The organism is Bdellovibrio bacteriovorus (assembly GCF_048286975.1).
Lineage (GTDB): Bacteria > Bdellovibrionota > Bdellovibrionia > Bdellovibrionales > Bdellovibrionaceae > Bdellovibrio > Bdellovibrio bacteriovorus_H.
This window is the reverse complement of sequence record NZ_JBLVRT010000002.1, coordinates 100,003-126,755: the sequence shown is the minus strand read 5'-3', so window position 1 is coordinate 126,755 and position 26,753 is coordinate 100,003. Positions and strand designations below refer to the sequence as shown.

Annotated in this window: 29 protein-coding genes and 1 tRNA gene; 22 read left to right on the top strand and 8 right to left on the bottom strand. The window is 49.6% G+C overall.

Annotated elements, in window-relative coordinates; genetic code table 11:
* The first annotated feature begins 3 nt into the window (after positions 1-3).
* Complete coding sequence (gene murJ, locus ACNQKP_RS08950) at positions 4-1,545, top strand: murein biosynthesis integral membrane protein MurJ (protein ID WP_417864251.1); 1,542 nt, start codon at positions 4-6, stop codon at positions 1,543-1,545.
* On the opposite strand, the gene ACNQKP_RS08945 is transcribed toward murJ, so the two are convergent.
* On the bottom strand, positions 1,546-1,950 hold the full coding sequence (locus tag ACNQKP_RS08945) for a hypothetical protein (RefSeq protein WP_417864249.1): 405 nt from the start codon (positions 1,948-1,950) through the stop codon (positions 1,546-1,548).
* Positions 1,951-2,027: 77 nt separating this feature from the next.
* Between ACNQKP_RS08945 and ACNQKP_RS08940 the strand changes: the two genes are divergently transcribed.
* Positions 2,028-3,224: an MFS transporter gene (locus ACNQKP_RS08940; RefSeq protein WP_417864247.1), complete on the top strand. Its 1,197-nt coding sequence runs from the start codon at positions 2,028-2,030 to the stop codon at positions 3,222-3,224.
* Here the strand turns inward: ACNQKP_RS08940 and ACNQKP_RS08935 are convergent.
* Entirely contained in the window at positions 3,221-3,424 is a 204-nt protein-coding gene (locus tag ACNQKP_RS08935; RefSeq protein WP_011164733.1) for a hypothetical protein, read from the bottom strand. The two genes, ACNQKP_RS08940 and ACNQKP_RS08935, sit on opposite strands and share 4 nt — an antisense overlap.
* A 149-nt stretch (positions 3,425-3,573) precedes the next feature.
* On the opposite strand from ACNQKP_RS08935, the gene ACNQKP_RS08930 reads away from it, so the two are divergent.
* The 13 genes from ACNQKP_RS08930 (at position 3,574) to ACNQKP_RS08870 (ending at position 13,606) form a co-directional block, all read left to right on the top strand.
* On the top strand, positions 3,574-4,071 hold the full coding sequence (locus ACNQKP_RS08930) for a hypothetical protein (RefSeq protein WP_038449588.1): 498 nt from the start codon (positions 3,574-3,576) through the stop codon (positions 4,069-4,071).
* Entirely contained in the window at positions 4,068-5,342 is a 1,275-nt protein-coding gene (locus ACNQKP_RS08925) for an NfeD family protein (RefSeq protein WP_417864245.1), read from the top strand. Before ACNQKP_RS08930 ends, ACNQKP_RS08925 begins: the two co-directional genes overlap by 4 nt.
* Positions 5,343-5,354: 12 nt before the next feature.
* Complete coding sequence (locus tag ACNQKP_RS08920; protein ID WP_015091380.1) at positions 5,355-6,107, top strand: slipin family protein; 753 nt, start codon at positions 5,355-5,357, stop codon at positions 6,105-6,107.
* A 92-nt stretch (positions 6,108-6,199) separates the two neighbouring features.
* Positions 6,200-7,387 (top strand): SpoIID/LytB domain-containing protein, encoded by a 1,188-nt coding sequence (locus ACNQKP_RS08915; protein ID WP_417864244.1) that lies wholly within the window; start codon positions 6,200-6,202, stop codon positions 7,385-7,387.
* Positions 7,388-7,819: 432 nt separating this feature from the next.
* Positions 7,820-8,593, top strand: a complete 774-nt coding sequence (locus tag ACNQKP_RS08910) for a hypothetical protein (protein WP_417864242.1) — start codon at positions 7,820-7,822, stop codon at positions 8,591-8,593.
* A gap of 109 nt (positions 8,594-8,702) precedes the next feature.
* Positions 8,703-9,326 carry a hypothetical protein gene (locus ACNQKP_RS08905; RefSeq protein WP_417864241.1) on the top strand — a complete coding sequence of 208 codons (624 nt, stop codon included), beginning with the start codon at positions 8,703-8,705 and terminating at the stop codon, positions 9,324-9,326.
* Between the two features lie 93 nt (positions 9,327-9,419).
* Positions 9,420-10,298 carry a site-specific tyrosine recombinase gene (locus ACNQKP_RS08900; RefSeq protein ID WP_011164726.1) on the top strand — a complete coding sequence of 293 codons (879 nt, stop codon included), beginning with the start codon at positions 9,420-9,422 and terminating at the stop codon, positions 10,296-10,298.
* Positions 10,299-10,380: 82 nt separating this feature from the next.
* Complete coding sequence (locus tag ACNQKP_RS08895; RefSeq protein ID WP_417864239.1) at positions 10,381-11,832, top strand: ATP-binding protein; 1,452 nt, start codon at positions 10,381-10,383, stop codon at positions 11,830-11,832.
* A gap of 62 nt (positions 11,833-11,894) precedes the next feature.
* Positions 11,895-11,968, top strand: a tRNA-Cys gene (locus tag ACNQKP_RS08890).
* A 117-nt stretch (positions 11,969-12,085) separates the two neighbouring features.
* Positions 12,086-12,535, top strand: coding sequence for a hypothetical protein (locus tag ACNQKP_RS08885; protein WP_417864238.1), 450 nt, complete (start codon positions 12,086-12,088; stop codon positions 12,533-12,535).
* Entirely contained in the window at positions 12,522-12,824 is a 303-nt protein-coding gene (locus ACNQKP_RS08880) for a hypothetical protein (RefSeq protein WP_038449577.1), read from the top strand. Before ACNQKP_RS08885 ends, ACNQKP_RS08880 begins: the two co-directional genes overlap by 14 nt.
* 127 nt (positions 12,825-12,951) lie before the next feature.
* The gene (locus tag ACNQKP_RS08875; RefSeq protein ID WP_374030460.1) at positions 12,952-13,233 is read left to right on the top strand and encodes a hypothetical protein; all 282 of its coding nucleotides are present in this window, start codon (positions 12,952-12,954) and stop codon (positions 13,231-13,233) included.
* Positions 13,234-13,327: 94 nt separating this feature from the next.
* Entirely contained in the window at positions 13,328-13,606 is a 279-nt protein-coding gene (locus ACNQKP_RS08870; RefSeq protein ID WP_417864237.1) for a metal-sensitive transcriptional regulator, read from the top strand.
* Between the two features lie 82 nt (positions 13,607-13,688).
* Here ACNQKP_RS08870 and ACNQKP_RS08865 read toward each other — a convergent pair whose 3' ends face one another.
* Complete coding sequence (locus ACNQKP_RS08865) at positions 13,689-14,444, bottom strand: hypothetical protein (RefSeq protein WP_374030458.1); 756 nt, start codon at positions 14,442-14,444, stop codon at positions 13,689-13,691.
* Positions 14,445-14,633: 189 nt separating this feature from the next.
* Between ACNQKP_RS08865 and ACNQKP_RS08860 the strand changes: the two genes are divergently transcribed.
* The 6 genes from ACNQKP_RS08860 to ACNQKP_RS08835 all read left to right on the top strand — a co-directional run bounded on the left by ACNQKP_RS08860 (position 14,634) and on the right by ACNQKP_RS08835 (position 19,694).
* A complete protein-coding gene (locus ACNQKP_RS08860) occupies positions 14,634-15,263 on the top strand; it encodes a hypothetical protein (protein ID WP_417864235.1) in 630 nt (209 codons plus the stop codon).
* Positions 15,260-16,174 (top strand): hypothetical protein, encoded by a 915-nt coding sequence (locus ACNQKP_RS08855; RefSeq protein ID WP_374030456.1) that lies wholly within the window; start codon positions 15,260-15,262, stop codon positions 16,172-16,174. The genes ACNQKP_RS08860 and ACNQKP_RS08855 overlap by 4 nt, the downstream gene beginning before the upstream one ends.
* 28 nt (positions 16,175-16,202) lie before the next feature.
* Positions 16,203-16,784 (top strand): hypothetical protein, encoded by a 582-nt coding sequence (locus ACNQKP_RS08850; protein ID WP_417864234.1) that lies wholly within the window; start codon positions 16,203-16,205, stop codon positions 16,782-16,784.
* Positions 16,785-16,798: 14 nt separating this feature from the next.
* Positions 16,799-17,221, top strand: coding sequence for a hypothetical protein (locus tag ACNQKP_RS08845; protein WP_417864233.1), 423 nt, complete (start codon positions 16,799-16,801; stop codon positions 17,219-17,221).
* A 75-nt stretch (positions 17,222-17,296) separates the two neighbouring features.
* A complete protein-coding gene (locus ACNQKP_RS08840) occupies positions 17,297-19,375 on the top strand; it encodes a copper-translocating P-type ATPase (RefSeq protein ID WP_417864231.1) in 2,079 nt (692 codons plus the stop codon).
* A gap of 22 nt (positions 19,376-19,397) precedes the next feature.
* A complete protein-coding gene (locus ACNQKP_RS08835) occupies positions 19,398-19,694 on the top strand; it encodes a hypothetical protein (protein WP_374027291.1) in 297 nt (98 codons plus the stop codon).
* A gap of 45 nt (positions 19,695-19,739) precedes the next feature.
* Here ACNQKP_RS08835 and ACNQKP_RS08830 read toward each other — a convergent pair whose 3' ends face one another.
* From ACNQKP_RS08830 to ACNQKP_RS08815, 4 genes are all read right to left on the bottom strand, one after another.
* Positions 19,740-20,054, bottom strand: a complete 315-nt coding sequence (locus tag ACNQKP_RS08830) for a hypothetical protein (protein WP_011164721.1) — start codon at positions 20,052-20,054, stop codon at positions 19,740-19,742.
* 9 nt (positions 20,055-20,063) lie between these two features.
* Positions 20,064-20,489 (bottom strand): hypothetical protein, encoded by a 426-nt coding sequence (locus ACNQKP_RS08825; RefSeq protein WP_417864229.1) that lies wholly within the window; start codon positions 20,487-20,489, stop codon positions 20,064-20,066.
* Between the two features lie 82 nt (positions 20,490-20,571).
* Positions 20,572-24,099: a hemagglutinin gene (locus ACNQKP_RS08820; protein WP_417864227.1), complete on the bottom strand. Its 3,528-nt coding sequence runs from the start codon at positions 24,097-24,099 to the stop codon at positions 20,572-20,574.
* Between the two features lie 141 nt (positions 24,100-24,240).
* On the bottom strand, positions 24,241-24,840 hold the full coding sequence (locus ACNQKP_RS08815) for a class I SAM-dependent methyltransferase (protein ID WP_011164718.1): 600 nt from the start codon (positions 24,838-24,840) through the stop codon (positions 24,241-24,243).
* A gap of 99 nt (positions 24,841-24,939) precedes the next feature.
* On the opposite strand from ACNQKP_RS08815, the gene ACNQKP_RS08810 reads away from it, so the two are divergent.
* Entirely contained in the window at positions 24,940-25,545 is a 606-nt protein-coding gene (locus tag ACNQKP_RS08810) for an HAD family hydrolase (RefSeq protein ID WP_417864226.1), read from the top strand.
* On the opposite strand, the gene ACNQKP_RS08805 is transcribed toward ACNQKP_RS08810, so the two are convergent.
* Positions 25,542-26,621: a DUF3943 domain-containing protein gene (locus tag ACNQKP_RS08805; protein WP_226988161.1), complete on the bottom strand. Its 1,080-nt coding sequence runs from the start codon at positions 26,619-26,621 to the stop codon at positions 25,542-25,544. The two genes, ACNQKP_RS08810 and ACNQKP_RS08805, sit on opposite strands and share 4 nt — an antisense overlap.
* Positions 26,622-26,753: the final 132 nt, after the last annotated feature.

The following is a 26,753-nucleotide window of genomic DNA, read 5'->3' as shown; positions in this document are numbered from 1 at the left end:
TTAGTGGGACTGGGGATTTTTTTAAGCCGTATCGCGGGTCTTGTCCGTGAAAGGGTCTTTGCCCACTACTTCGGAAACTCTGATGCCGGGGACGCATTTAAGGCCGCTTTGAAAATCCCCAACTTTCTGCAAAATCTTTTCGGTGAAGGTGTGCTGTCGGCAAGCTTCATCCCGGTCTATGCCCAGTTGCTGGCAAAAAAACACGATGAAGACGCTGCCAAGGTAGCCTCGGTCATCGGCAGTTTGCTGTTCCTGATGACGTCAGGTCTGGTCCTATTGGGTGTTCTGGCGACACCGTTTTTGATTGATGTGATTGCGCCGGGGTTCACCGGTGAAAAGCGGGACCTGACTATTCAAATCGTCCAGATCCTGTTCCCGGGCACGGGCTTCCTGGTGATGTCGGCGTGGTGTCTGGGGATTTTAAATTCGCATCGCAAGTTCTTCCTTTCGTATGTGGCACCGGTGATCTGGAACCTGGCGATCATCGCTGCGCTTGTGATGTGGGGTGGGAAGCAAGGTCAGTTTGATCTGGCCGTCACTGTGGCTTGGGGTCTGGTGGCCGGAAGCTTCCTGCAGTTTGCGGTGCAGTTGCCTTCGGCTTTGCGCTTGGGGAAAAAGATTTCTCCGTCTTTGGATTTGAAACTTACTTCTGTTCGCACGGTGGTGAAGAATTTTGTGCCCGTGGTGTTTTCCCGCGGTGTGGTTCAGGTCAGTGCTTATATCGACAACGTGCTGGCCAGTTTGCTTCCGACCGGAGCCGTATCCGCGTTGGCTTATGCGCAGACTTTGTATCTGTTGCCAGTAAGTCTTTTTGGAATGAGTGTCTCGGCCGCCGAGCTGCCGGCGATGTCCCAGGCCACAGGTTCTGACGAAGAAATCCGTCATTATCTGCAAGGTCGTCTGAACAAGGGGCTTGAGCAGATCGCGTTCTTTATTATTCCGTCGGTGGCGGGATTCCTGATTTTGGGTGATCTGATTGTCGGTGCGGTTTTCCAGACTGGTGAATTCACGGCGCAAAACACCCACTATGTGTGGATGGTGCTGGTGGGTTACACCTTGGGTCTATTGGCCTCCACTCTGGGGCGTTTGTATTCCTCGACATTCTTTTCTTTGAAAGACACCAAGACGCCTCTGCAATTTGCGATTGTGCGTGTGATCTTTGCGACCTTGCTGGGTGCGATGCTGGGGTTCTATGTGCCCCAGACGTTGGGTCTTGATTCTCAGTGGGGCACGGCAGGTCTGACCGCGGCGGCGGGAATGGCTGGTTGGATTGAGTTCTATCTTTTGCGCAAGGCCTTGAATAAACGCATCGGGCGCACCGGATTGTCTTTGAGATTCCAAGGTAAAGTGTGGCTGATGGCTTTGATCGGGGCGGGTGCCGGGGCCTTGGTGGCCAAAGGCTTGCTCGATGCCTCAATGCACGTCATTGCACGTGCGGCAGTGGCACTGGCGGTCTATGGCCTGCTCTACTTCACGCTGGGTTATATTCTGAAAGTAGAGCAAGCTCACAGTTTGATGCAGAAAGTTCTGCGCCGTATTCGTTAATCACCAGCGTACACCCCAGCCGTAAAGCTCGACGACAATACTGCCGTTCGGGAATGCGAATCTGAGTGCGCCGCTGAAATAGCCTTCATACCAAGGGCGGAACTCGACACGGGTCAAACAGCTTTGGCCCGGATACAGATAGTTCGGACATTGGCTCCAGGCCCAGAACGCGGCACCACTGATGTAAACTCCACGAACATACAAAGGCTCATGTCCGGTGTTGCGCAAATAGATATCAGCGTATTGACTCCAGTTCACGCGCACGCTGCCAAAGTTGTAGTAATAGTATTGATGCGACTGCGTCTCTATCGTGGATGGAGTGACGGTGACTTCCAGTGGGGCTGCCTGGGTCGTTAAGGGCAGGTAAAGACTTGCGGCAAGGAAAATACTTAGTAGAAGCTTCATAAGCACCTCCTGACACCTCTATTTTTTCCCAAGAAGAGATTGGTCGCAAAGTATTTCAGGAGTATGCTGTTCTTGTCATGAACGAATCAGTCTGGTCTCCGATGAAAATTTCAATCTATCGATCCTTCTGGATCTGTGCCTTTTTGTCGAATCTGGGAACCTGGATTCAGGATGTGGCGGCCAGCTGGGTGATGACACATTTATCGACGTCACCGCTGATTATTTCTTTGCTGTCGTTCACGGGCAGTTTGCCTGTGTTGTTCTTCAGTATCCCTTCCGGCTATTTGTCGGATCTGGGGCATCGTCGAAAATTGCTTTTATTTGCGCAAGGTCTGATGTGTTTTGCCGCGGGTCTTTTGGCGTATCTGGTTTGGACAGAACAAGTCACCGAAGTCAGTTTGCTGGGGTTGTCGCTGATCATGGGTGTGGGATTCGCACTTTCCAATCCCGCGTTTCAGTCCGTGCTGACTGATCTTGTTCCCAATGCCATGCAGGCGCAGGCAGTACTCGTGTATTACATGGGGATCAACATCACGCGAGTACTGGGGCCCACACTGGGTGGTGGTATCTTAAGTGGTTTTGGGCCCAGCAGTGCCTTTGTGGTGAACAGTGTTTCTTACCTGGGATTGATTCTGTTTTTCTGGAAGTGGCCAGTGCCGCAAACCGTGGAAACCCAAAAGCAAAAAATCCGCATTCAGGAAAGTGACTGGAAGCCGTTGTTGTCATTGCATAACATGAAACTGTGGGTGGAAATTTTCCTGGTCACTTTCTTTGCGTCTTCGTTGTGGGCGCTTTATCCGACACGCGGGCGTATTGAGCTGCAACTAAGCTCGCTGCAATACGGATCACTTCTGGGATTCCTTGGGCTTGGTGCCTGCGTCAGTGCTTTCTTGTCAGGAAAGATCATGCATCCGGATCGCACTCAAAAATCCTTGGCGGGATCGTATATTATTTATGCCGTGGGGATTTTGTTGTTGGGTCTTGCACCCGGTTACATGCTGATGTGTGCAGCGATGTTCTGTGGCGGGGKGGGGTGGCTGGTGCTTTCCACTTTGATGAACATGAGTTCTCGGCAAATCACCGGAGCTTCGCAATTGAAGGCGACAATGCTGGGGGTGTTCTTGGCGGTGTTCTATGCCGGCATGGCGTTGGGGGCGATTTCCTGGGGAGCCGTGGCGCGTGTGGGTTCCACAAGTGTGGCCCTTGTCATGGCTTCCGTGGGTTTGGGTCTGATTGGATTTTACAAAGGGCTTAAAGATTTCACTCGCGCTTAGTGCACTCGGTGATTTTCTTCTTTGATCAAAGCACAGCATGGGCAGGATGCTTCTTCTGAAAGCACTGCAAATTCATTCAATTGTTTGTAACTGAATTCCAGGGCCGTGCCGCAGGCTTCACAGTTGTTGATGGCTTTGCGGAAGGCTTCGCGTTTCATGAATTCTTCAGTCGGGATGATATTGAATTTGAATACTTCCATGTGATGCCTCCTGTTTGTGCGTGATATCTTTCTTATCGGTAAAGTTTGTCCCAACTTGAGACAAAAAAGCGGGTTTTGGCCCCCTTTGAACAGTGCATTAACCCCGGTTTTTGGTGTCTCCAAACCAAGGTCCAGATACAATCGGCGCCATGAAAGACTACATCCAGTATCTTCAAGACGTTCTTGGTCTGCAAAATGTCATGCTCGCTCCGGAACAAGCCGGGGTTGAAGCTGCCAAGACGCAGTTTTTCACTGCAAAAGGGCCGTTCACGGTCTCTGAACTTCGCCATTATGAATTGGTGTTTCTAAATATCCTGACTCAAAGCAAAGAAAGTCTGTTCCTGCCGGAAGTGAACGATCTTTATTCCAAGATGAAGGCAGCGATGAAGCTGCGTAATCTGCAGGTGCTTGAGTTGGATTGCACGGTGGAAGACCGGTCACAGCTTCCGTCGGAACTGGCGAAGATCTGTGAAAGCAAAGTTGTGGTTGTCTATAGCTCGTTCCCGAAAGACATCGGCGAGTTGATTTTCAAAGGTCCGGGCAAGTGGCTTGAAACCTACAGCCCGGCTTATCTGCTGGAAGACCCGGCCGCTAAAAAAGTCGTGTGGAATGACCTGCAAAAAGTAATGAAGGAGCTCGGAGTATGAAGTCTTTGATGCTGATCCTGTTTGTGTCTTTGCTGTCGGTGGTTGCCAAAGCGGACTGTACGACGGCGATCACTATCAACGAGGCCATCTCGGCCAGCACTTCTGATTATCTGGAACGCGCTGAAAAACGCGCCGTCGAAGATAAGTGCAGTTCATTGTATCTGCGTATCAACACACCGGGTGGCAGCCTGCAAAGCACGCGTCTGATTGTTGAACGCATTCTGGCGTCACCGGTTCCTTACCTGTGTCTGATTGCTCCTCGCGGGGGGCATGCGGGCAGTGCTGGGGCTATTATTCTGCAAGCTTGCCACGTGAACGGCGGATTGACTGCCACCAATATCGGCGCGGCGACGCCGATTCTGGGCACGGGTGAAAAGACGCCGGAAGATCTGCGCAAAAAACTTATCAACGACACCGTCAGCTGGATGGAAGGCGTGACCAAACTTCGTGGTCGCAGTCTGAAGTTCTCAAAAGAAATCATCACGGAAGCCAAATCGCTTTCCAGTGAAGTGGCCCATGCTGAAGGCGCGTTGGATATTCTGGCAGCTACAGAGCTGGAGTTCCTGCAACAATCTCAAGGCCGCAAAGTTCTTGTCGGTGAAAAGAAAGAGCCTTCCGTTGTGGCGGTTCATGACTTACGCGAATTTGTGCCGGATCTTCGCTATAAGGTTTTAAGTTTTGTGGCAGATCCTGAATTTGCCTATTTGCTATTTATGGGCAGTTTGGCTTTGTTGTATGTCGAAGTGACTCATCCGGGATTGATTGCGCCAGGCGTGATCGGTGGGATTGGTCTGGTGCTTTCGATGGTGGCCTTCCACAAGCTGGATGTCACTTGGGGTGGCCTGGCGTTGATTTTGTTGGGCGTGGCTTTCTTAATCGCTGAAATGTTCATTCCAAGTTTCGGGGCGCTGGGCATTGGTGGATTGATTGCCGTGTTTGTGGGAAGTGTGTTTTTGTTTGATGCGCAGACAACGGGGTATTCATTGCCAATGTCTTTGATTGTTTCTGTGGTGGGTGTTTTGGGGGTTTTCTTCCTGGGCTTGGGATATCTGGCGGTAAAAACCATCCGCCTGCGCACCCAGGATGCGGATGCACAGATGCAAAGCCGCGACGGCGTGGTGATGACTGTGGAAGGCAACGGACACAGTGGGCAAGTTGAAATTATCGGCGAAATCTGGAAATTCGTTTCTGAAGATCCACTGGTTCCCGGCGATCGTGTGCATATCACGGGCCGCCAGGGTCTGACTTTGAATGTGAAAAAGAACAAATAAGGAGATAGCAGCATGGAATTTATAATTGGTATTATCGTCATCGGCGGTATCATCGGCAGCTCGATGATCAAGATTCTGAACGACTGGGAACGCGGTGTGGTTTTGCGTCTGGGTAAAGCTGTGGGCGTGCGTGGTCCGGGCTTGATTCTGTTGATTCCGTTCGTAGAGCGCATGATCAAGATCGACACTCGTACCATCACAATGGATGTTCAGCCTCAGGACGTTATCACGAAAGACAACGTATCCATGCAGGTGAATGCGGTTGTTTACTTCAAGGTGATTTCTCCGATGGAAGCGATCACAAAAATCGAAGACTATTACTTTGCAACCAGTCAGCTGGCGCAGACCACTTTGCGTTCTGTGATGGGTCAGTACCATCTTGATGACGTGCTAGAGCATCGTGACAAGATCAATGCCGCTTTGCAGGTGATCCTGGATAAGGCGACTGAATCCTGGGGAATCAAAGTGACGATGGTTGAAGTGAAACAAATCGACCTTCCAAAAGAAATGCAAAGAGCCATGGCCCGTGAAGCGGAAGCTGAGCGTGAGCGTCGTGCAAAAGTCATCAGCGCGGAAGGGGAAGTGCAGCGTGCGCAGAAGCTTCAGGAAGCTTCCAACACTCTGGCGGGATCTCCATCAGCCCTGCAATTGGCTTATTTGCAGACTTTGACGGAAATTGCTGGTGATAAATCCAACACGATCCTGTTCCCGTTGCCTCTAGACATGATTAAACCGTTCATGGAGATGACGAAAAAGGAAAACTAGACTTTCATCGCTGGACCACTGTTGGTTTAATAGAGGGGATAAAGCAAGACGCTTTATCCCTATTTTTTTGCTCTACGGATGGAGTAACAACAGTGAAGCTCGTTTTTGCAGCGTTGATCTTCAGCATTGGTTTGGTCAGTTTCACCTCAGAGGCCCGCGCGGAAGACAAAGAGATCGTGCGTGTGCGCTTAAGCTCGTTGGCTGGTAAAATTGCCTTTAGCGGGACGGGTTTGCAGTTTCAGAACCTGACCCAGAATTTCCGTCCGGTGGCGATTCCCAATTCCTCTTCTGCGGAAGTTCGAGTTCTTTCCAAAGGCTCCAAAAAAATCTGGGCCCTTCGTATCAACAACAAAGACCCTGAACACCTTTTCACCGACAAGTACCTGATGATCCAGGGGCACAATCTGCGAGTCGGATCGCAGGCTCTGCCGGGCCGGGTTTTGCTGAATTTGAACTCTGAAAGACAGATTGATGTCATCGGCGTGATGCCGCTGGATGAATATATCACGGGTGTCCTTGCCAGCGAAATGCCCTTGTCCTGGCCACTGGAAACCTTGAAGGCACAGGCAGTGGCGGCAAGATCCTATGCCCTGGCGGTGATCAATGAACGCAAAGACAAAGCTTATCATCTGGAAAGCAGTGTGCTGGATCAGGTGTTTCGTCATGTGGTGGCGGAAGACCGTCAAAGCCCGTTGATTCAAAAAGCTTTGCAGGCCGTGGAGTCGACCAAAGGAATCAAACTTTTGGGAAATAAGGACCGCGTGCTGAAGGCCTTCTATCATTCCGACTGCGGTGGCAAAACCACGACGTCCAAGAATGTCTGGAACTATGGTGTGAACACAGGTGTGGTGGTGGACAGCTCTTGTCCCACGAACCCGCGGGGGCACTGGAAGTTGGCACTGACGAAAATGGATTTGCAAAAGCGTTTGAAGGTTGAGGACTTCAGTGAACTGAAGCTTGAAAGAAACCCGGCGGATCAAAGGATCAAGTCTGTGCGTGTGGCCTTCAATGGCCTGCCGGACAAGGTGATTTCAGCCAATGACTTCCGTCAGGCGCTGGGTTTTCAGGATCTGCGCAGTGCTTTGTTCGATATGAAGAAAACCGGGGATCGGTTCCTGTTCGAGGGCCGGGGGTTTGGTCATGGCGTGGGACTTTGTCAGTGGGGCAGCCGCGCTCTGGGGCAGAAGGGCTATTCCTTCCGTCAGATTTTAAAACACTATTATCCATTGGCGGGTTTGAGTGATGCGACGCTGGTCGCGCAAGAGACTGTTCAGAAATAAAAAAAGGGCCTGTAAGCCCATTTCAAGAGTTCGCGGATAAAGTTTTTTTGGAAGTTCTATTCTTAGAATGCCAAGAAAACGCGGGCTGCAAACATGAATACTGCGCCCAGGATCAATGCGTTTGTTGCTGTAACAGTCATCTATAATTCCTTGTTTAAATTGATACATCCCATTTCGGTAAGATGAGGGAAAATCTTAAATATTTCTTTTTTCGTCGAAGTTTTAGGCGGCTCAGGATGTGACAGTGGTGCCCCTTTTGCGCACCTTCCTCAAGGATTAGACGATTACTGGTGTTTGTACCACCCTGAGATTAGCTGTAAAATCCCAGTTAGATCATAGAGTTAGACCCTTTTGGCAGGGTTGGCACAAGCATCGCAATAGAGTCTTGGTGAGAGGTCCATCAATCAACCGGACCTTTTAAGTGAGGCTGATATGAAAACATTCAACTCTAAACTGATCTTCCTGCTGGCAGCGTTCTCTTTGATGGGCGTTGGTTGCGGTAAGAGCAATCAGTTCCAGACTGGATCCAACACCAACAACCCTCCAGTTGTTGATGGCGGAGTTGATGGCAGCGTACCAACTTCCCCAGATGGTTCTGGTTCATCTTCTTCTGGATCCACTTCTGGCAGCAACACGGTTGATTTCGTACCGACATCATTTACTGAGTTCAGTAACTATGTGGCATCTCACCCGCTGAACAATCCATCCAACTATAAGTTGACTGTGGATTTGCAAAAGCTTGAGAGCGGCCGTTATGCCGGTTCTGTGAAGATCTCTTATGTGGATACCGGTTACCAGTATCAAGGTGTTTTTGAGTCCGGTTCTGGTACCAATCAGAAACTGAGCGGTCTGCAGGACAACAACATGCTGGAGTACAACTATAACTACTGGTTCAAATACGGCAGCAAGACGGTCTTCAGCGCTTACTTCCAGGATGCTCAGGGTGCCATTGTCCTGATCGTGGATAACGTAGTGAACCAAGGTGACGGTCAAGGCGGCGGATATGTAACAGGTTCTGTATACTACAAGAACTTCGCGCAGTCCTACGTACAACAGTCTCCATACAGAAAATGCTGGTACATCCGCTCTGGTCCATACAACTGCCGCGCTTCTGCAGTGATTGACAAGACCAGCCTTTACCCGGCAGACGGCTTCAAAAAGCTTGGAACATTCTCCGGCTTGGCGAAATCTGCAGCGTTTAAGTAATCGGGCCTGCGCCCGGCAGAGCCGAAGCGCCCTCGGGCGCGCAGGCTGAAGCAGTTTAGAATTTTAAATATAATTATTATTAATAAGGTAATTAACCAGGAGAGAAAAAATGGAAGGACTTAACAACAAAACTTTAAGTTTTCCAGCAAAGATGTTCACACGAGCTTTCGCAGCGCTGGGTATGGTTCTGGCTTTAGCAGCCTGCGGTAAAGGCGGTGGCGGCGGTACGAACACCAATGTGGGTTTGAACTGTCTGTCGCAAGCGTGTGGAAATATCACAGCACCGGTTGTGCTGACGACTTTCCAATCGCAGTCTTCGACAAGCAATCCAGAGATCATTTTGCAGAACATGCAGATCATCGTGTCTGCGAACCTGATTCAGCAAAATGCCTCCGGCAACAACTACAACAACTACCAGGGGCCTATCGCGATCCAGGGTCAGATGGTTGTGACCAAGCAGATGGTGGATGTGGATACAATCACGGGGGCTCAGTTGACTCCTTGTGTTTTGCCAGCAGGGACTTACAATTTGCAGACTTTGACGACTGGAACTATGGGCTTGGCTGGCGGCGATGTGAATGTGCCGGCAATGCTGAGCAACGTGGGTAACATCGAAGTGAAGATCGAAAACGGTCAGTTGTTCACTTCCGGAACCCGTCTGTTCGCAAAAGTTTCTGTGACCAGAGTCAATGGCTACGCTTGCTCTGGCAGATTCTTCGGTTCCTTCTACTGATCCTCACCAAATCCAAACAAACGAATCACCAAGCCCCGGGGAAACCTGGGGTTTTTTCTTGCGTATGGATGAAAGTCTGGGTCTAATAAGGGTATGGAACTACCTCTTTGGATCGACTTCTTTGATGAACTGCAAAATGTACGAGGACGCTCCCAGAATACGGTGATGGCATATCGCCGCGATTTGGAACTCTATCTTGAGTACCGTAAAACCGGTAAAACGGTGCCGGGCTTTTATGAGTTTATGAAGAAAAATAAGCTCTCCACACGCTCTCAGGCCCGTGTGATCTCTTCTTTGCGCACTTACTTCAAATTCTGTGAAACCCGCGGGATGAAATGCCCGGAGCTGCGTGAGCTTCGTCCACCCAAAGTGAAAGTGGGCCTGCCAAAGGTTCTGACTCCGCAAGAGTTTCAGCAACTTTTTGATGCGGCAGAAGTGCCGGATGCTGTGAAAACCGCGCGCAACCAGCTGACGCTGTTGTTCCTGTACGGTTTGGGCTGCCGTGTGTCTGAACTGATCGGTCTGAATGTGGTTGATTTCAATCAGACGGACCGTTGGATCAAGGTTTTGGGTAAGGGCAATAAAGAACGCCTGGTGCCTTTGACTGAAAAGCTGGCGGAAAATCTGACAGTTTATTTGAAAGAACACCGAATGGCTCTGGTGAAAGAAAATAGCCCGTCTATTTTGATCAACGACCGTGGTCATCGTCCGTCCCGCGTGGATGTGTGGAGATGGCTGGCGGCGTGGTCGGCGCGTGCAGGCTTTGCTGAGCCGGTGAATCCGCACCGATTCCGTCATGGTTGTGCAACGGCTTTGCTGGAAAGCGGAGCGGATCTGCGATCCATTCAGATGCTGCTGGGACATGCTAGCATCCAGACCACGCAGATTTACACCAACGTCACCACCAACACGATGACCAAAACCATCGAAGAACACCATCCGCTTTCGCAGATGGTGGATGCGGATAAATAGTCCGGCTTTCGAAAAGGCTCCTCACTGAGGGGCCTTTTTTATTTGTTCTATAGCGGGCCTGAACTTGCTTTTGGGCCCTGTCATGAAAATCCAATCACTTATTCGAAACAACGACCGTCTGGTGCCTGTGGAAGTGGAGCTGAGCTTCGTTCCGGGGTTGCCGCAAATTCAATTCTTAGGCTTGCCGGATCAGGCGATCAAAGAAAGCATTCATCGAATCAAAAGCGCCATTCGCAATCAGGGTTATGAATTCCCGAAAGCACAGCAGATTTTGGTGAACCTGCGACCTTCGCATTTAAAGAAAACTTCGCGGGGGCTGGAGCTGGCGGTGGCCTTGGGCATCTTGTGGGAAACAGAACAAGTTCCAAAGCCCTTGGATGGGGAAGCATTGGTATATGGAGAACTTTCCCTTGGAGGGGAGGTGTTTGAACCGGGGGATCTGCATGAAGACTTTGATCCTGAAGTTCCATTGACCGTGTGGACCGGGGACAGTGATGGGCGTTCTTCGCCTTTTGCGCGTTCCTGTTTGCGGGAATTAAAATCCGTGACGGCGCCAGAGATCGTGGCTCATGCTCCGCGCGAATATCCGATTGAACGTCCGTCGTTTGGCCTTGATTTGGAGTTTCCTGACCGTCAGGCAAAGCTTTTAAAACTTGCCGCCATTGGTGAGCACTCCGTGCTGCTGGCTGGCCCTGCGGGTTCTGGTAAAAGCACGATCGCCAAAGCGCTGCACGCCTTGCTGGCTGCTCCCACGCAAAAAGAGATGCATGAAATCCGCCAAAACAACAAGGGCGGGGCCGAGGCGCCTTTGTCGTGGCGTCCACTGGTGCATCCTCATCATTCGACTTCGCCTTTGGGATTGATCGGCGGGGGAGTGCCTCCGTTTAAAGGCGACATCACCCGGGCTCATAAGGGGATGATGGTTTTAGATGAATTGTTGGAGTTCAACCCGCGCGCGCAAGAGGCGTTGCGAGAACCCATGGAAGACTTCCGCATCCGCATTCGTCGCGGAAGGTACGTGGAAGAACATCCGGCCGACACTCTGGTGGTCGCGACCACGAACCTGTGTCCCTGCGGGGATTGGGTGCCGCAGGCCAAGGTCATCTGCGGGCGTTCGATTAAGAAATGCCATTCTTATATGGAGCGCCTGTCGGGGCCTTTGGTGGATCGCTTTCAGATCACCTTTTTCACCCGCAAGCGGGAAGAGGGCGGGACGGTTGCCGGGATCAGTCTTTTAAAAGAGCTGGAAGAGGTTCGGGCATTTCGGGCCGCCATGGCCGGAAAAGATCCTCGGTTTTTGAGGGTGGCCGCCCGCTGGGGTTGGGAAGATCTGACCCAGGATCTGCCAGGGTTTTATATGCGCGAGCTGTTCCCAAAAGAGCTGTCTTCTCGGCGCCGGGAGCTTGCGACGCTCCGGGTCGCGAGGAGTTTGGCCGACCTGATGAAGGCTGAAAAGCTTCATCCGCTTCATGTTGAGGAAGCCTTAAAGATCACCCACCTTCCGTTTGAAGCTTTAAAACGACTTGGGGGATAAATATTGACTTAAACGGGGGGAAGGATTAATTTGGTCCTTCCTTCGCATAAGAAAATGCACATGGTGATGTGGCCGAGGGGTTAGGCTCAGCTCTGCAAAAGCTGCTACAGCGGTTCAAATCCGCTCGTCACCTCCAACTTTAAACCCGCTTAACAGCGGGTTTTTGCGTTTTAAGCCCCTTTCCGATCTCAGAATGGTCCATTGACTGAAACTTGGTTGGGAATGTTCTAAACAGGTCGATATCCTCAATCATATGACGATGGTTCCCAAGTACTTATTGGATATGCCCGCGGCGGGAATTGCCGGAGTAAAATTTCGAAATGATTTTGTAAAGTGGGACGATATTCGGTCTGTCGCTATAAAAGGCGATCGTCTGGTGCTACGTCGAAAAGGGATTGTTGTATCAATGTGGGTGCCGTTGATGCCATCCCAATATCAAAGATTCCGGAACCAAGTATTGGAATTTGCTCCATTAGAAAGTGAAGTCCGAACTTTGCTAAAAGATCGCATGGATTGTCCGGTACAACCTCAAATTGTTAAGGTCATCTTTGCTCTGATTCTGTTGATTGCCGCAGGAGTATTCATTGTTGCCTGGGCCTATAAGGACAAGTTGAAAGAGCATTTGGAGGAGCAAGTTAGCCCCCTATACGCACATAAAGTCGATAACCCGCGTAGGGGAGCTGCACAATATGGTCAACTTTGAAAAAGAAGCTAAAGTTCAAGCTTGGTTTTTGGGTATGCCAGTTATTTTTGGCATACCGGCATTATTCATTCCGTATTTTGGGTTAGAAGGATTCGTTCCGGCTCTACTGCTCTTTCTCGGCGGCTGGTTTGTGATCTCCGCAAAAGTAAATTCAAAGCTTAGAAGTCGACTTCTGATTGAATGGGGACCTCAGAGAATGCTTCCTCGGGAAAAGCACAGATATTTCGTCGGTTATCTTCTGATTATTCTCAGTGTTTTATTAATTCCAACGTTAAAATACGTTCTTTAAGAGTGGATCTCGCTTCCGTTGCTGTTCGGCAATTTTCCTTTCGTTTTTACTATAAATAGAATTGTATTTGTGGCGAGATGTAAAAGCAGTTACAGGATGGCCTACATTTTTAAAAAAAAGGATTATTATGAAAACAGTGATCGTTGTTTCTGCCATTCTTTTCGCACAAATCTCCTCTGCTGCAAATCTGACAAAGGCTGATTGTGAATTGATACTGAGTATTCCCGAGGTAACTGAAGAATATCGCCAGGCTGAATATAACAAATGTCTTGCTGAGATTTCTTATTCAATCGACGAACAAATGACCTGTGCAAATCACTGTGATTTGTTGGTTCAGTATGGTGCTGCAGATGAGCAGTTTGGACAGTGTGTGAGTGATTGTCTTGATATGAACAGATCCTGCCAATAGATTTCTTGTAGACGGAGACTTAAAAGCTGAACCTGCTTGCTATCACGTGCTTTTTTGAAGTATGGTCCGTGCAATTTACAGCAAAGAGGTGTTTATGGCCAAGACAACTGAAGGAATGGATCATAGCTCAGGAAAGCGACGTCTGACAAAGGTTAGAGGTCAAATCGACGGTATCATCAAAATGATAGATGAACGACGTTATTGTCCTGATATATTGATACAACTCAGAGCTGCATCAAAGGCATTGCAAGCTGTAGAGGCCGAGATCATGCAAACACACATTCATGGTTGTGTGCAAACCGCAATTAAATCTCGAAATGAAAAAGATGTGACGACCAAAATCAATGAAATCATGCTTTTAATTAAACGATAGGTTGATGATCAGGGTGTTGAATCTAAATGATAAGACCTGCAATAAAATAAAAAAGGGGCGCCAACAGGCGCCCTTTTTATTGCTATTTAATGACAGTGACGGACAGCGGGATTGTTTTAAGTGTCCCTCTGTCTATAAGCTGAATCCAGATTCTATAGTCACCATGGGTTGGGAATGTGGCGTGAAGCATGCCTGAGTTTGGACGGGATCCTTCCATTGGATGAACGTGAATTAGTTCATCACCGTCTGGTGATACGGCAATGACATGGGCGAATGCGCCAAGGTAAGGCGAGATTTCAGGAGTCAAACCATCCTGTCTTGAAACGACAAAATTCAGCATTGTCATTTTGCCCGCTTTGACCTGATTTTTTGCAAGCTCTACGACTGTACCGTCATGGGCAGACTTTCTGACGTCGCCCAGGGGTTTTGTCGGATTTTCCGGTGTGCCACCTTGAGTTTGTGCTTTTGTGAAAGTTGAAAATTCGGTGCCATCATTCAGTTGCCCTTGGGCCCAGATGAAGTAGGTGCCATTTTTAGGCAGTTCCAGTGTGGAGTTCCACGTTGTTCCGTCAAATGTGGGATGAGTGTGGTTGAACTCCTGCAAAGCCTGGTCATATACGATCATATGAAGTTTTTTTGTGTGAGTTTCATCCAGATCAGTGTCGCCCACAGTTCTGGCTGCCTTGGCATCAAATATTTTAAATGGAAATGAAATCTTCCCTGCAGTCAGAGGTCCCTGAATTTCGGGTTCGATTGAGAATCTCTCTTCGGATTGTCCGTGGGCCATGGCCTGACTTGTGCTGAACAGAATCGCCAAAGAAAAAATTAACTTTGTCATACGCATCTCCATAGGTTTCTTGGTTGTTCAAATCTAGATACCCCAGGCGGGTATAGAAAATCGAGAGAAATAGCAATGCGTCATTGTTGGTGAAAGCTTAAGGGAGATTGTTTTTTGTAACAAATCGGACTGTTGACTTGATACCCCCTACGGGTATAGCACCATGGCCTTGTTACAAAAGGGGGAAGCTTGAAGAAGATTTATGCGATATTTCTGTTGATCAGTTCATTTGTGCTGGCGTCTCTGGCCGCACATGGGAGTCATAAGGCGGGCAGCAGTGTCAGGGTTCCAGAATCCACAGACTACCGGGCCATGACTTTGCGGATCAGATCTGTCGGAGAGTTTTCCATTCCTTTCCCGGGGGTTCAGAGCTCTATTAAATATCATTTTGACTTTGATAAACCGGTCTATGATCTGCCAATGGTCTCGGATCATCATGTCGGTCTGAATGAACGGTTTTTCTATAGAATGTTCTGGGATCGTGTTTTGTTTAAAGATGGTTCCTTCCTAGAAATCAACGGTGAAAAGTTGCCACTGACCTGTGTATTCATAGACGGGCAGGACAATCGATTCAGCAATCAAAACCCTTCCCCGTTGTTCCCCGAGTTCGTGGTCAGGGTTTATCTGGTCGCCAATGACTATGCCTGCCAAGGTCCAAAAAGAGCTGGCTGGCCACAGATTGGTGGGAAAGAGGAAAGTTGGGACACGTATTTGTACTTTGAAATCAGGGACCCCACCATCATGCTGCCGACAGAGGCAAAAATTCGTTATCGTTGGAATGAATACCACCTGGTCTTGGTGGACAGAGGTGAAAAATGAAACATGTATGTTTCCTTGCGCTAGTTTTTGTTTTTGGTTCATCTTCTCTGGCGGCCCCGTCTTGGTTCCCTCTGCCAAAAGAGGCCTACAAGTTCGGACAGCTGTATCCTGAAGCACAACAACTTCTTTATGCTTTTGATTATGGTCATGCTCTTGTTTACGAAAGACTTTTGCATAACAAAGGACAGATTAAAAATCCCAAAGAATTTGAGCGGCAGATCCTGCGTGATATTACCGAGATTCTTAAAAATCCCCCGAAAGTGAAGGTTGATGAAGACGATATTGCGCCAGAATATGTCTTTACCTTTCCTCTGATGGTGAATGCCTTTGACTGGTCTCACATGCTTCACCAGTTCGTTCTGGACGTCCTGGCAACCTCTGAGGATCGCGGGCCGGCAATGAATAAACGGGTTCACGAGATCTTCAGTCAATACAAAGCGAATCAGTACTTGGCTATCACAGACGTGTGCAAAACAATGCTCTTTATGGACGGGCACTACTTTTCAAAAGACTTCAGAAGGACTTATCCAAGTTTCAACTTGCTGATCTGGTCTTATCACTGGTTCCAGATCCGACTGTATGAGGCCTTGATGAAGCCGACAAAGCAACAGAGAGATCTGGCGGTCGGTCAGACGGTTGATGAGTTCTGGAATCTCATCAGCGACCTGCCGGATTCTGCTGAGTTTGACATGATGCCAGAGACACGCAAAGAGGCCCCGACATTCTTTGCTCAGTTCCCGCTGATTTCTGCCTCATTTGATAACAACCATATGTTGCATGATATTGTTTCAGATATTTTGTCTTCCGCGAAAGTGCCCAAGGAAAAAATGAGAAGTCTGGGCGTGGAGTACGGAAGGATGGCCCTGGATCCACTTTCTTTCAGATCGAATCAGTGCAGTGCTTATCCATAGTTTTTATTCAATTGTTAAAGGAGTTTATATGAAGAAGATTTTTTTTGTTTGTTTGATGTCCTTCCTGTCACTTGATGTAGTTGCTCATGAGAATGGGCCAGGGGTCAGTAATGCGAAAGTGGCGGAGTTGGCCGCGCATCGAATTGATCGCCTTGTGACACTGGGGAAGATTGATGCCTCGTTTATGGGCCGCCTTGATAAAATGGAGGTTGTGGTCGTGAATAGTGCGCCCGTTTACTACATGGTTGTTGTAAGTCAGACACCACCGACGCAGGGAGCTCCATTGCAGCTTGAAATTTCTTTCGATGATGATGGCAAACCGTTGTCTTACAAAGCAATTCCTGGTGGCGTGGCTGGGCCTGACTACGGCTGGTCTGTCAAAGATGCGGTTTCATTGAGTGAGAATGCGCTTCACTATGTGCTTGAGAACACCAACGATGCCCGGGTCGCTCTTTTTGACAAAGGCCTTAAGTCCTTTGAGATCAAAAAAGGAACCTGGAATGGACAGGAGGTCGTTGTGGGGAAAATGACATCAGATCTGTCAGCGGAAAATTTGCTGGTATATCTGACTCTTGATGGGTCTTTTGTCGCAGCTGAATTTGTTAACTAAAGGTGTTGAGGGCTATGATTGGCTTTTTCTGTGCTTTGCTGGTGAGTGCTGTGCTGTTAGGCTGCAACCGTCCTGCTGAAAGTGATCGTGGGGGCGAGAATTCAAAGTCTGAGGTGGACTACTCAGTTCCACGGCCAGAACCATTGCCAATCGAGCCGACCTTTGAGTCAATTGACCGCTATGTCTTTCAACGGTCCTGCGTTGATTGTCATAATCCTTCCGGGTCCGGCAAGCGCGTTCCTTTGGATAAAGAATCTCTGTTGGATTCTCCGTTGGAGCTGGTCATTCCTTTCAACTCAGAGGAGTCGGGTTTGATTATCTCTCTAATCAGAGAAGACTCCAAAGGGATGCCGCCGTTGAGTGACGGGTATGCTCCTTTGACCGCTGAACAAATCAATGTCATCCGCTGGTGGATTGATCGAGGGGCGAAAGATTAAAGTCTTTCGCTGACCTGCTAACTAACAGATTGCGCTGTGGCGGCCTGTGAGGAACTATTTCTTAGGGGCATTTCTATGATGGAGCATCATCACGACCACCATTCTGTCATGCGCGAGCAGACTAATTCCGGGGAAAAGATGAGTTCTTCCCGGAGGTCTTCTGTACCAGCTCACAGTCATGATTCCCATTCGGAAATGGTTGATGATTTTCGTATCAGATTCTGGATTTGTCTTTTTTTAACTCTCCCAATTCTAGTTCTTTCTCCAATGATACAACATTTCGCGGGGCTTGGTGGTGCGCTTCGGTTTCGTGGGGATTTGTACGTCAGCTGGGCTCTTTCGTCTGTTGTCTTTTTCTATGGTGGGTATCCGTTTTTAAAAGGATTTATCAGTGAACTAAAGGCAAGAGCTGCGGGGATGATGACCCTGATTGCTATTGCTATTAGTACGGCCTATGTGTACTCGACCGCAGTCGTTCTGGGACTGGCGGGAATGGAGTTCTTTTGGGAATTGGCGACTCTGATTGATATCATGCTGCTCGGGCATTGGATTGAGATGAAATCCATCTTGGGTGCCTCCAGATCTTTGGAAGAATTGGCAAAGTTGATGCCTTCAAGTGCTCATAAGGTCGTGAAAGATGGATCGACTCTGGAGGTGCCGATAGAGGAGTTGGTTCCGGGCGATCTCATTTTGGTGAAGCCCGGTGAAAAAATACCCTCCGACGGCATTGTGGTGGACGGAATATCATCGGTGGATGAATCCGCTCTGACAGGCGAATCCAAGCCGGTTCCCAAAGAGGAAGGTGATGAGGTTATTGGTGGGGCCATCAATGGGGAAGGCTCGCTGACGCTTCGGATCCATAAGGCCGGGGCCGATTCATACCTTAATCAGGTCATTGAACTTGTTCGGCAAGCCCAGGAAAGCAAGTCAAAGACGCAGGATCTGGCCAACAGGGCGGCGTCTGTTTTGACTTTTGTCGCGTTGGTGGGTGGGGTGCTGACATTGGTGGCTTGGTTGGCTTTATCAGATCAAAGCTTGGCATTCGCAATCGAACGGGCGGTCACCGTGATGGTGATTGCATGCCCTCATGCTTTGGGTTTGGCGGTCCCTTTAGTCGTGGCAGCGTCGACATCCATTGCTGCGACAAGCGGTTTGCTGATCAGGGATCGGGCGGCATTTGAACGGTCGCGCAATGTGAACGCCATAGTCTTTGATAAAACGGGAACACTCACCGAAGGGCGATTTGGAGTTACAGATATAATTTCATTTGGAGAGAAGTTTTCAAAAGGCGAGGTGCTTTCTTTTGCGGCGGCGATTGAGGCCCATTCTGAACACCCCATCGCCAAAGGGATTGTTGCTGCGGTGGACGGCACCCGGCCAGTGTCTTCCTTCAGGGCGGTTCCGGGCAAGGGGGCCATGGGAGATGTTGACGGGAAAAATATTCTTGTGGTGAGTCCTGGGTATCTTCGCGAAAATCAGATGCAGATTCCAAAGTCAGCTCAAAAGGATCTAGACCAACTTTCTGTGCAGGGAAAGACTGTCATCTTTGTTATATGCAATAAAGAGCTGATCGGAGCGATCGCATTGGCTGACATAATCAGATCTGAGTCGAAGGAGGCGATTGGTATTCTTCGGAATCAGGGCATAAAGTGTATGATGCTGACTGGTGACAGCCGACTGGTTGCCAAGTGGGTCGCCGACGAGATTGGTCTTGACGAATACTTTGCGGAGGTTTTGCCTCATCAGAAGTCTGAAAAGATTTCCGAGGTTCAGAAGCGGGGGCTGATTGTGGCAATGACCGGAGATGGCGTCAACGATGCTCCGGCGTTGGCACAAGCGGATATTGGAATTGCGGTGGGTGCTGGAACTGACGTTGCTATAGAGACGGCGGACATCATTCTGGTTAAAAGCAATCCAAAGGATATCGTCGCGATTATCACTTTGGCCAAGGCAACCTACAGGAAGATGATTCAGAACCTGTGGTGGGCCACGGGATACAATATTATCGCGATTCCTTTGGCAGCAGGTGCTCTTTATAAAATGGGAGTCGTTCTGAATCCGGCGGTGGGGGCAGTGCTTATGTCGGTGAGTACTGTTATTGTTGCCGTTAATGCCAGATCATTAGGAATTTCATCTGAAAACAAAAGTTCATAACCTAATTTGAAAGGATCATCATATGAAAGCGTTTATAGGAAGCTTTATTGTTGTTTTGGCCTGCCTGAGTTTTGAAACCTCTATTGCGGCTGATCAGCAGCATAAGGAGCATCATCCTGAAGAAAAGGGGATGCCTATGAAGGCAAAAGGTTCCGGGATGATGGATATGCATGAGATGATGAGTCAGTGTATGAAAATGCATAATGATGAAAAGATGTGCGGCCACCAAACAATGGAAGAGTGCAAAGCCAAGATGGCACATGGGGAGTGTGAAAAGATGATGAAAGCAGGACCTGCTCCCAAAAAACAAAAGAAGTAAGGCACCTTGTTATAGTAGTTGGTTGCAGTGAGAGACTTCCCTTGTCTATTCTGTTTTTCGGGAAGACTCTACTGCCACCAAATGAAAGTCCGACCAGCGCACTTTCATCAGCCATTGGATGGAAATGGCATGGGCAAGGATCCCACCAAACATCATCAGGAACCACATGATAAAGAACGGACCCAAGGGCATGTTCTTTTGAATTTCTTCCGGCGTGGCGCCGGGTTCTGGGGTGGGCATAATGAAGAACATCAGAACACCGGTGATGATCATCACCGGCAGCATCAGAACCATCATTCTCCACGACCAACTGACAAGAATTTTAACGGCTCTTTCAAGGGTGACTTCGGTGGTTTGCATGGATGTCCTTTAGCTCGCTTTCGGGATGTTTTCTTGTTCGGGTTTGTCCGTCGGATTCTTCTTAAGATAATCCAGCGCGCGGATGCAGGCAATGAAGCTGCAGGTGAAGATGACGGCGATCGCCAGGCCGCCGACACCCGTGTACTTGATGGTGTATACACGATCGCCCAGATAAACAATCAGGGCCATCCAGCCGGCCGCTTTGGAGTGCTCCGAGATAAAGTAAGCCAAGACTCCGTAAATCAAGGCACTGCCCCAGGCGTCTTTGGCCATAGGTATATCAATGACTTGGTACTTGTATAAAAGGCTTAGGGTGATACCCATAGCAGCGATAAAGATGCAGATGCCGACGGCACGGCGGACCAGGGCTTCGGCGTCAATGCGATCGTTGATTTCTGGCCAGAACAATGTGGGGGGCTTGCGCTTCTGCTCCATAAAGTCCTCCGACTGTTCTTATCGGAAATAAACTAAATTAATTTATGTTTTAGAGTGAACTTATTAAATTGAGACACGAGTATTACAGAGGTGTCGGGAAAAGAGCGGTTTTAAGAATTCGCTTTTTAGTGGTATCCAGCAGCAGCAACCCCAGTGGAGTCACTTGCAGAGTGATAGGGCGGAATGTGGTTAGACGAGATGGCAAAACCCAGCCCGCGGTCGGAATCTGCACAAAGCCTTCATCCGGATGTGCGGCCCACACTTGGCCTTGAGTGGTGCCTTCGGTTTGAGTGACGAAATAGCTCCAGCCCGTGGCATTGTCGTGAACGGCGTGGGTCCAAGAGGCGATGGTGGGCATGTTCGGCAAAGCCGCGAAGTTGGTGACATCGTAAATTTTAGGGCTGCCGGATTCGGTGGCAATGGTGACTTTACGCAATCTCCAGCCGTCAAAGATCAAAAGATCACCGTCGGCATTGGCTTGCAGGCCAGAGATATCGCTTAAGTATGCCCCCCAGGCATTCTGGCCATGATCAGTTCCCACATAGTTTGCCGCCCCCGCGCCACCAACCACAGGCGTGATTTTCCCGGTGTCTTTGTCGGATTCAAAGATCCAAAGATTGGCTTCGTCGAGCAGGCCTGAGGAGCCATAGAAATACAGTTTGTTGTTGGGAAGGAACGTTGCGATCTTGCGGTATGAATGCAGGTTATAGCCGGTGTTCATGGTGTTGAATTGCCCGACGTCCACCGCGGGGTAGGCACTGGCCGCAGAGGTGGCCTGATAATAATAAGGCCCGACAGTCAGGCTGTATTCCAAAGTGCTCGCATCCCAGGTGCTCATGCCATAAGAACTCCACAGATTGGCCGGAGTGCCTGCGATTTGCGAGAAAGCGGCAATGCCCGTACCTGAAATAGTCAGCGAAGCATAGGCAGAACTGTTGCCTGCAGAGGCATGGTAGCCCGTGGCGATGTGATCGATGGTCTCAGAGCCGGGCACAGTCGTGTTGACGTGCAGACGTCTTAGATGGCGCGGACCGCGCACATACAGATATTGCGAAGCCGGCTCATAGGCGATGCTGGAAATTTGTGTGAACGCCGTTTTGGAAGGATCTGTGCCGTTGCCAAAGGTGAAGAACGGGACTCCGGCCACCATCGTGCTGGTGAACGAGCCACTGTCATCCACGACTTTGAATAGCTCGTTGGTGGTGGTGGAAAAAGCATAGATAAAGTCTTTGGCGGCGCCCATGTAAAAGATGGTCGACATGTTTTTATAGTGCTTGTCCAGATTGAAGCTTGCGGACCAGGTTTCTGTCGCCAGGTCGAAGTAAGCGATCTTGTTGCCCTCATACTGAGCGCGCAGGCAATAAAGCTTCCCTGGCAATCCTGAAACTTGAGTGCAGCGATTGAAGAAGGTGTTCCAGGTGCCGGTGGTCATCCCCACCTGGGCGATCTTGTACTTTCCGTAGGTGCCTTGTTGTTGCAGTTCAAAAGTTGAACCGTTGATTTGAATCCAGATTTTGTTCAGGTCCGGTCTGACAAGTGTCAGGTACAAGTCTGAGGTTGGGCAGGGGATCGGAGAAACATCCGCCATGGTATCAACAGCCCCCATGGTTCCGCAGGTGCCCGGAGTGCCCATGACCAGTACTGGATTTTTCGCGGTTGAGTTTACGTCCACCATCCAGAACGCTTCATTTGAGAAATAGAACAGATGCCCTGTTTTTACGTATCGGATGCTGGAAGCCTGTTCTTTGTTCAGGACATTGCTGTTGATGGTGATTGTGGGAAGGGTTTTGCTCCACAGAACTGTTTTGTCGGAAATACGAATGCGTGCCAACTGGGAACACGGCAGGCTTAGAACCAGCATTTCATCGGATTCGTTGATATCCAGAATCATGGGGCTTGTGAATTTTCCACTTCCAATATCGCAAAGCGGGTTGAAGGGTTCCCCCAGCCAAGTTGAAACCAAACCGGTTTCCGAATTCACTGTCGAAATACTGTTGAACTTGGTGTAATAAATTCGATTTAAGGAATCCGCAAAAAAACCGTACATTCCCGTTGTGGCATTGGCCGTCAGGTCTGCGGCGTTCATATGCACGCCGTTGCTTAGGTTTCCGGGTTCACCTATTAGAACGGTCCACTGCGAATTCACTGCATTTGAAATAGCACTGGTGACGACTCCGGCATCCGATACGCAGGAAATCAGAAACTTTAACGGGGTCGTGGCGCTGATGGTCTGGCCCGCCGGGGTCAGCGATGGCACCACCCAAGAATGATTTCCGGTGGTGGCGCTGAGGTTGTTCGGGCGATTTGTTGCAATGGTGTGATAGCTGATGCCGTCATCCACGGTGTATTCGATCAAGCTGATCGGGTTTGCCGCCAGAGGAATCGGCCCGGCCCCCGGACTGCAGGACCACTCGATGTTGATGGTGGCACCAGGTGCATAAGTTTGACCGCCGACAGGGGACGTGAGGTAAACCAACGGAGGGTTCCCCAAATCCAATGTCACCGAGTCACTTAGTGTGTTGCTGACTGTTCCCGCAGCATTTCTGACCTGGGCATGGATTGTTTTGAAGCCGCCGGGATTTTTCAAAGTGGTTGTCCCCGCGGCTGAATACGGAACCCACGCGGCGTCAGAGAAATCCGCCAGCTCTGAAAACCTCATGCTGGTGATGGCAGCAAAGGCCGAAGAAGCGGTCAGTTGCGTTGTTGTGTAAGCAAGTCCAATGGTTGGAGCATTGTTGGCAATGGTGAAGGCCGACAGGGTCACCGCTCCTGAATCCACGATCCAGTTGTAGGTCAGGGGCACGCTGGTGTTTCCGGCTGTGTCTTTGGCGCGGATTGAAAAACTATGCGCCCCTTGCGAAAGGGATGGATAGGATTGTCCCGTCACGCAATCGACGTAGTCTTCAGTGTCTATCTTGCACTGATAACCATCAAAAACAGCGCCGCCGATTTCGGTGTTGGTAAAGTTGAAAGTGGCCGAGTCGCTGGTTGTCGCTGTCGCGGGCTTGGCCGTGATTTGCACTGCCGGTGCCGTCAAATCCACTGTCCAGCTGTAGGTGTATTCAGCCGAAAGGTTGCCGGCCTCATCCACCGCCTTGATTGAATAGGTGTGCACGTCTTCAATCAGGCCCACCAACGGCACCAGAGGACTGCAGGTTTCAAAGTTTCCTGTGGGCTGGCTGCCACTGGTGTGTTTGCACTGATAACCCGCAATCGGTGAAGTCGCATCGCCGGCTGCGAAGTTAAAGACGGCGGTGCTTGAATTATTCAGGGCCGTCGGTGTTTGTGTGACATTCAAAGTCGGCTGATCCGTGTCGACGGTCCATTGGAAGGACGATTCCCCGGCAAGGGTGCCTTCTGCCTCCAACGACTGCACCTTGAATTCATGTGTACCATGTGCCAAACCGCTCAAGGTGTGGGGACTGGTGCAATCATACCAATCACTTTGATCCAAAGAACATTTGTAGGACTTGATCACACTGTTGGCAGCTTTGAAATGAAAGGTTGCTGAAGTGGAGGAAGAAAACGCCGTGGGTTTTTGCGTGAAGAGCGGCATTGAAGATTGGATGTCAGAAATCTCGAGTTCCGCCGTGCACGCTGAAAGAAACATAACAAAAAATAAAAATCCGGCCTGCAATGAGGCGGATCTTAAATATGATAATTTCTTTAGGAAATACGTGCCTTTAAACATCTTAGTTCTTATCGGTGCCCGGCTTTGAATTTTAAGAACAATCCTTAGGCACGCTGAACATTAGTGTTCCGCAGGGGGGAATTCTGTCTCAAGGTGATACTCCCACATTTGGGTCAGCGCTCTGAGATCCGAGGAACCATAGAAAATTTCTGTGCGCTCCAGATCAAGTCCTGTTTGTTGGGCGGTGAGGTTGACGGTTTCTTCATGGTGAATGTGATTGGCGGGAGGAGCTGATTCTGGATGAATTTCTGAGATATAGAAGGTGCCATGCAAGCTCAGCAGGCTCGTCACCTGTTTGAAAAAACGGGCAAGGTCCCGCACCGGTTCTGCCACAAGACTTGTGATCACCACCGGAAATTTTGCATGTCCGGATTCCTCTGCGGCATTTGCAAGGTCCGCATGAATCATGTGAATGGGGTGAGTGTCTGTAAACTCCCTCGCCTTTGAAATCAGATCCGCTGAGGCTTCAATGCACGTGACGGTGTTGCCTTTGTCCAGCAGGCTTTCTGCCAGTTTGCCGGTGCCCCAGCCCACCAGAAGAACATTCTGATTTTGCAGATTCTGCCAGAAAGCCGGGAAAGCGGTGGCATCAGCCTGCAGCAGTGCTTGCTGGGGGCTTTGAGGGGCTTCAGGTTGAAGGGTTTCCGCAGTTGGTTCCACAGCTTAGAGTCTGGGATCGTCCTGGATTCGCTGTCAAAACCTTCTAATGCAACCTGTGAACAGTAGTATTTTTTCGGCCAATGATGGTACTGTCAGTGTATGCTGGCAAAAGCGATTTTTTTGGATATTGGCGGTATTGTTTTGGAAATCAACTGGCGAAAGACAGTTGAAGCTTTGGGGGTTTTCGATAGATCCCAACAGGACCAGATATGGTCCGTGCTGGGAAGTGCCAAGATTCATCTGGAGCTGGAGCGGGGAAATGCAACTCCGCAAGAGTTCTTTGCCTTCGTCAGAAGTGAATTAAAGCTTTCGCCCGAGGCTCCTCTGGAAGAAGCCTGGAATCAGTTGATCTTGGGGCCGCTTCCGCAAGTGGATCAGATTTTTGATCGATACGCCGGGAGAGTTCCGCTGTATGCACTTTCAAACACCAATCGTCCTCACTATGATTATTTTATGAAACAGTTCCCTGTCATGAAACGATTCGACCGGATCCTGACCAGCTTTGAACTGGGGCACAGAAAACCTGATTCTGAAATCTATATGGCCGCCGCCACTGAAGTGGGATTGTCGCCGTCAGAAATTGTATTTATCGATGACAGCCCAGCCAATGTGGATGCGGCCGGGCATTTGGGGTTTAGATCGTTTCATTCGGTCAATTCAGTTCCGGCCACCTTGGAAATCCTTCAGCGGCAATTTTCAATTTAGAACTTAAACTGCAGTTCAAAGCCCCAAATGGGGGCGCGTTCGACGGAAGGATGACCGCCAGAATTGGTGTGGCGTCGCACGACCCAGCGGGCGCTGGCGCTTTTGATGACCTTGCTGCCAAAGAGTTTGTTCATCTGGTCGCTGAAGGCCCCCATGGGGTTCATCAGAACAATCAGCACCGAGCCGAGTTTTTTAGAGCCCCAGACTTTACCGCCATTTTTCTGAATTTTCATTTCTGCACGATAGAACAATTCACCCATGATGGATCCAATAATCGGTGTGATGAACAGATCCTGAATGGAGGGCTTTTCCGCAAAGGCTTCAACACCATATTCCCAGAAGAACGTCGACATCAGAACTGAGTAACCGAAAGATCCCATGGGGCCCACACCGGCATGACGGGCCACCTGATAGTAAATTGCGCCGGAATAGGGGTGGCCGATATAGTTGATGGCCCAGTCATCTTTGTCCATCACCGGACCTTCCTTGACGTTTTCCTGCCAGTTCTTGCCCAGATCTTTCATTTTCTCTTTGTCCCACTTGGTCACACTCTCGGGCATCATGTACAGCAAACCTGCCACGCCCACGGCCCCCAAGGCCACGTTGCGGGTGCTGGTGTAAAGATTGGATTGATCCGAGGTCAGACCGCTGATGTCCACTTCGCGTTGCCACTCAATTTCGTTGGATTCACGTAGCACCATCACGCTGGCAATAGGTTTAGTGTTGTCCTGCACACAAAGGCCTCTGATGTCGTTGACAGCCTTCATGTTCCTGTTGCTGGAGAGTTGATCCTGAATTTTAAGGCAGGCCTCCTGATCACGGGTGTCGACCATGATCAGTTGCCCTTTGATCAGACGCTGCTTGTGGCGCTCTTCTTCGCGCATCTGTTGACTGATGCGTTCAATGTCTGCACTGGTAAAATACTTGTGATAAGGATTTTCAATGAGTTCTGCCACAGGATCTTTTGCCTGGGGGATGGACTGATAAAAGGGCTCTGGTGTTAAGCCGCTGGCAGAGTTACGAAAATTGCTGGCGCTGGCGCCTTGCAACTGCAAAAGGACCAGCCCAAATGCCATATATCGCATTAGAGGGTGCATGGGACCTCACTTCCAGAGACCGAAAAGTTCAAAGTTTTCATAGAGCAAAAGGGGGGCCAGAGGAACAGTTTCGGGTCCCTAAAAATGCCTTTGATTTTATCCCGGAATTTC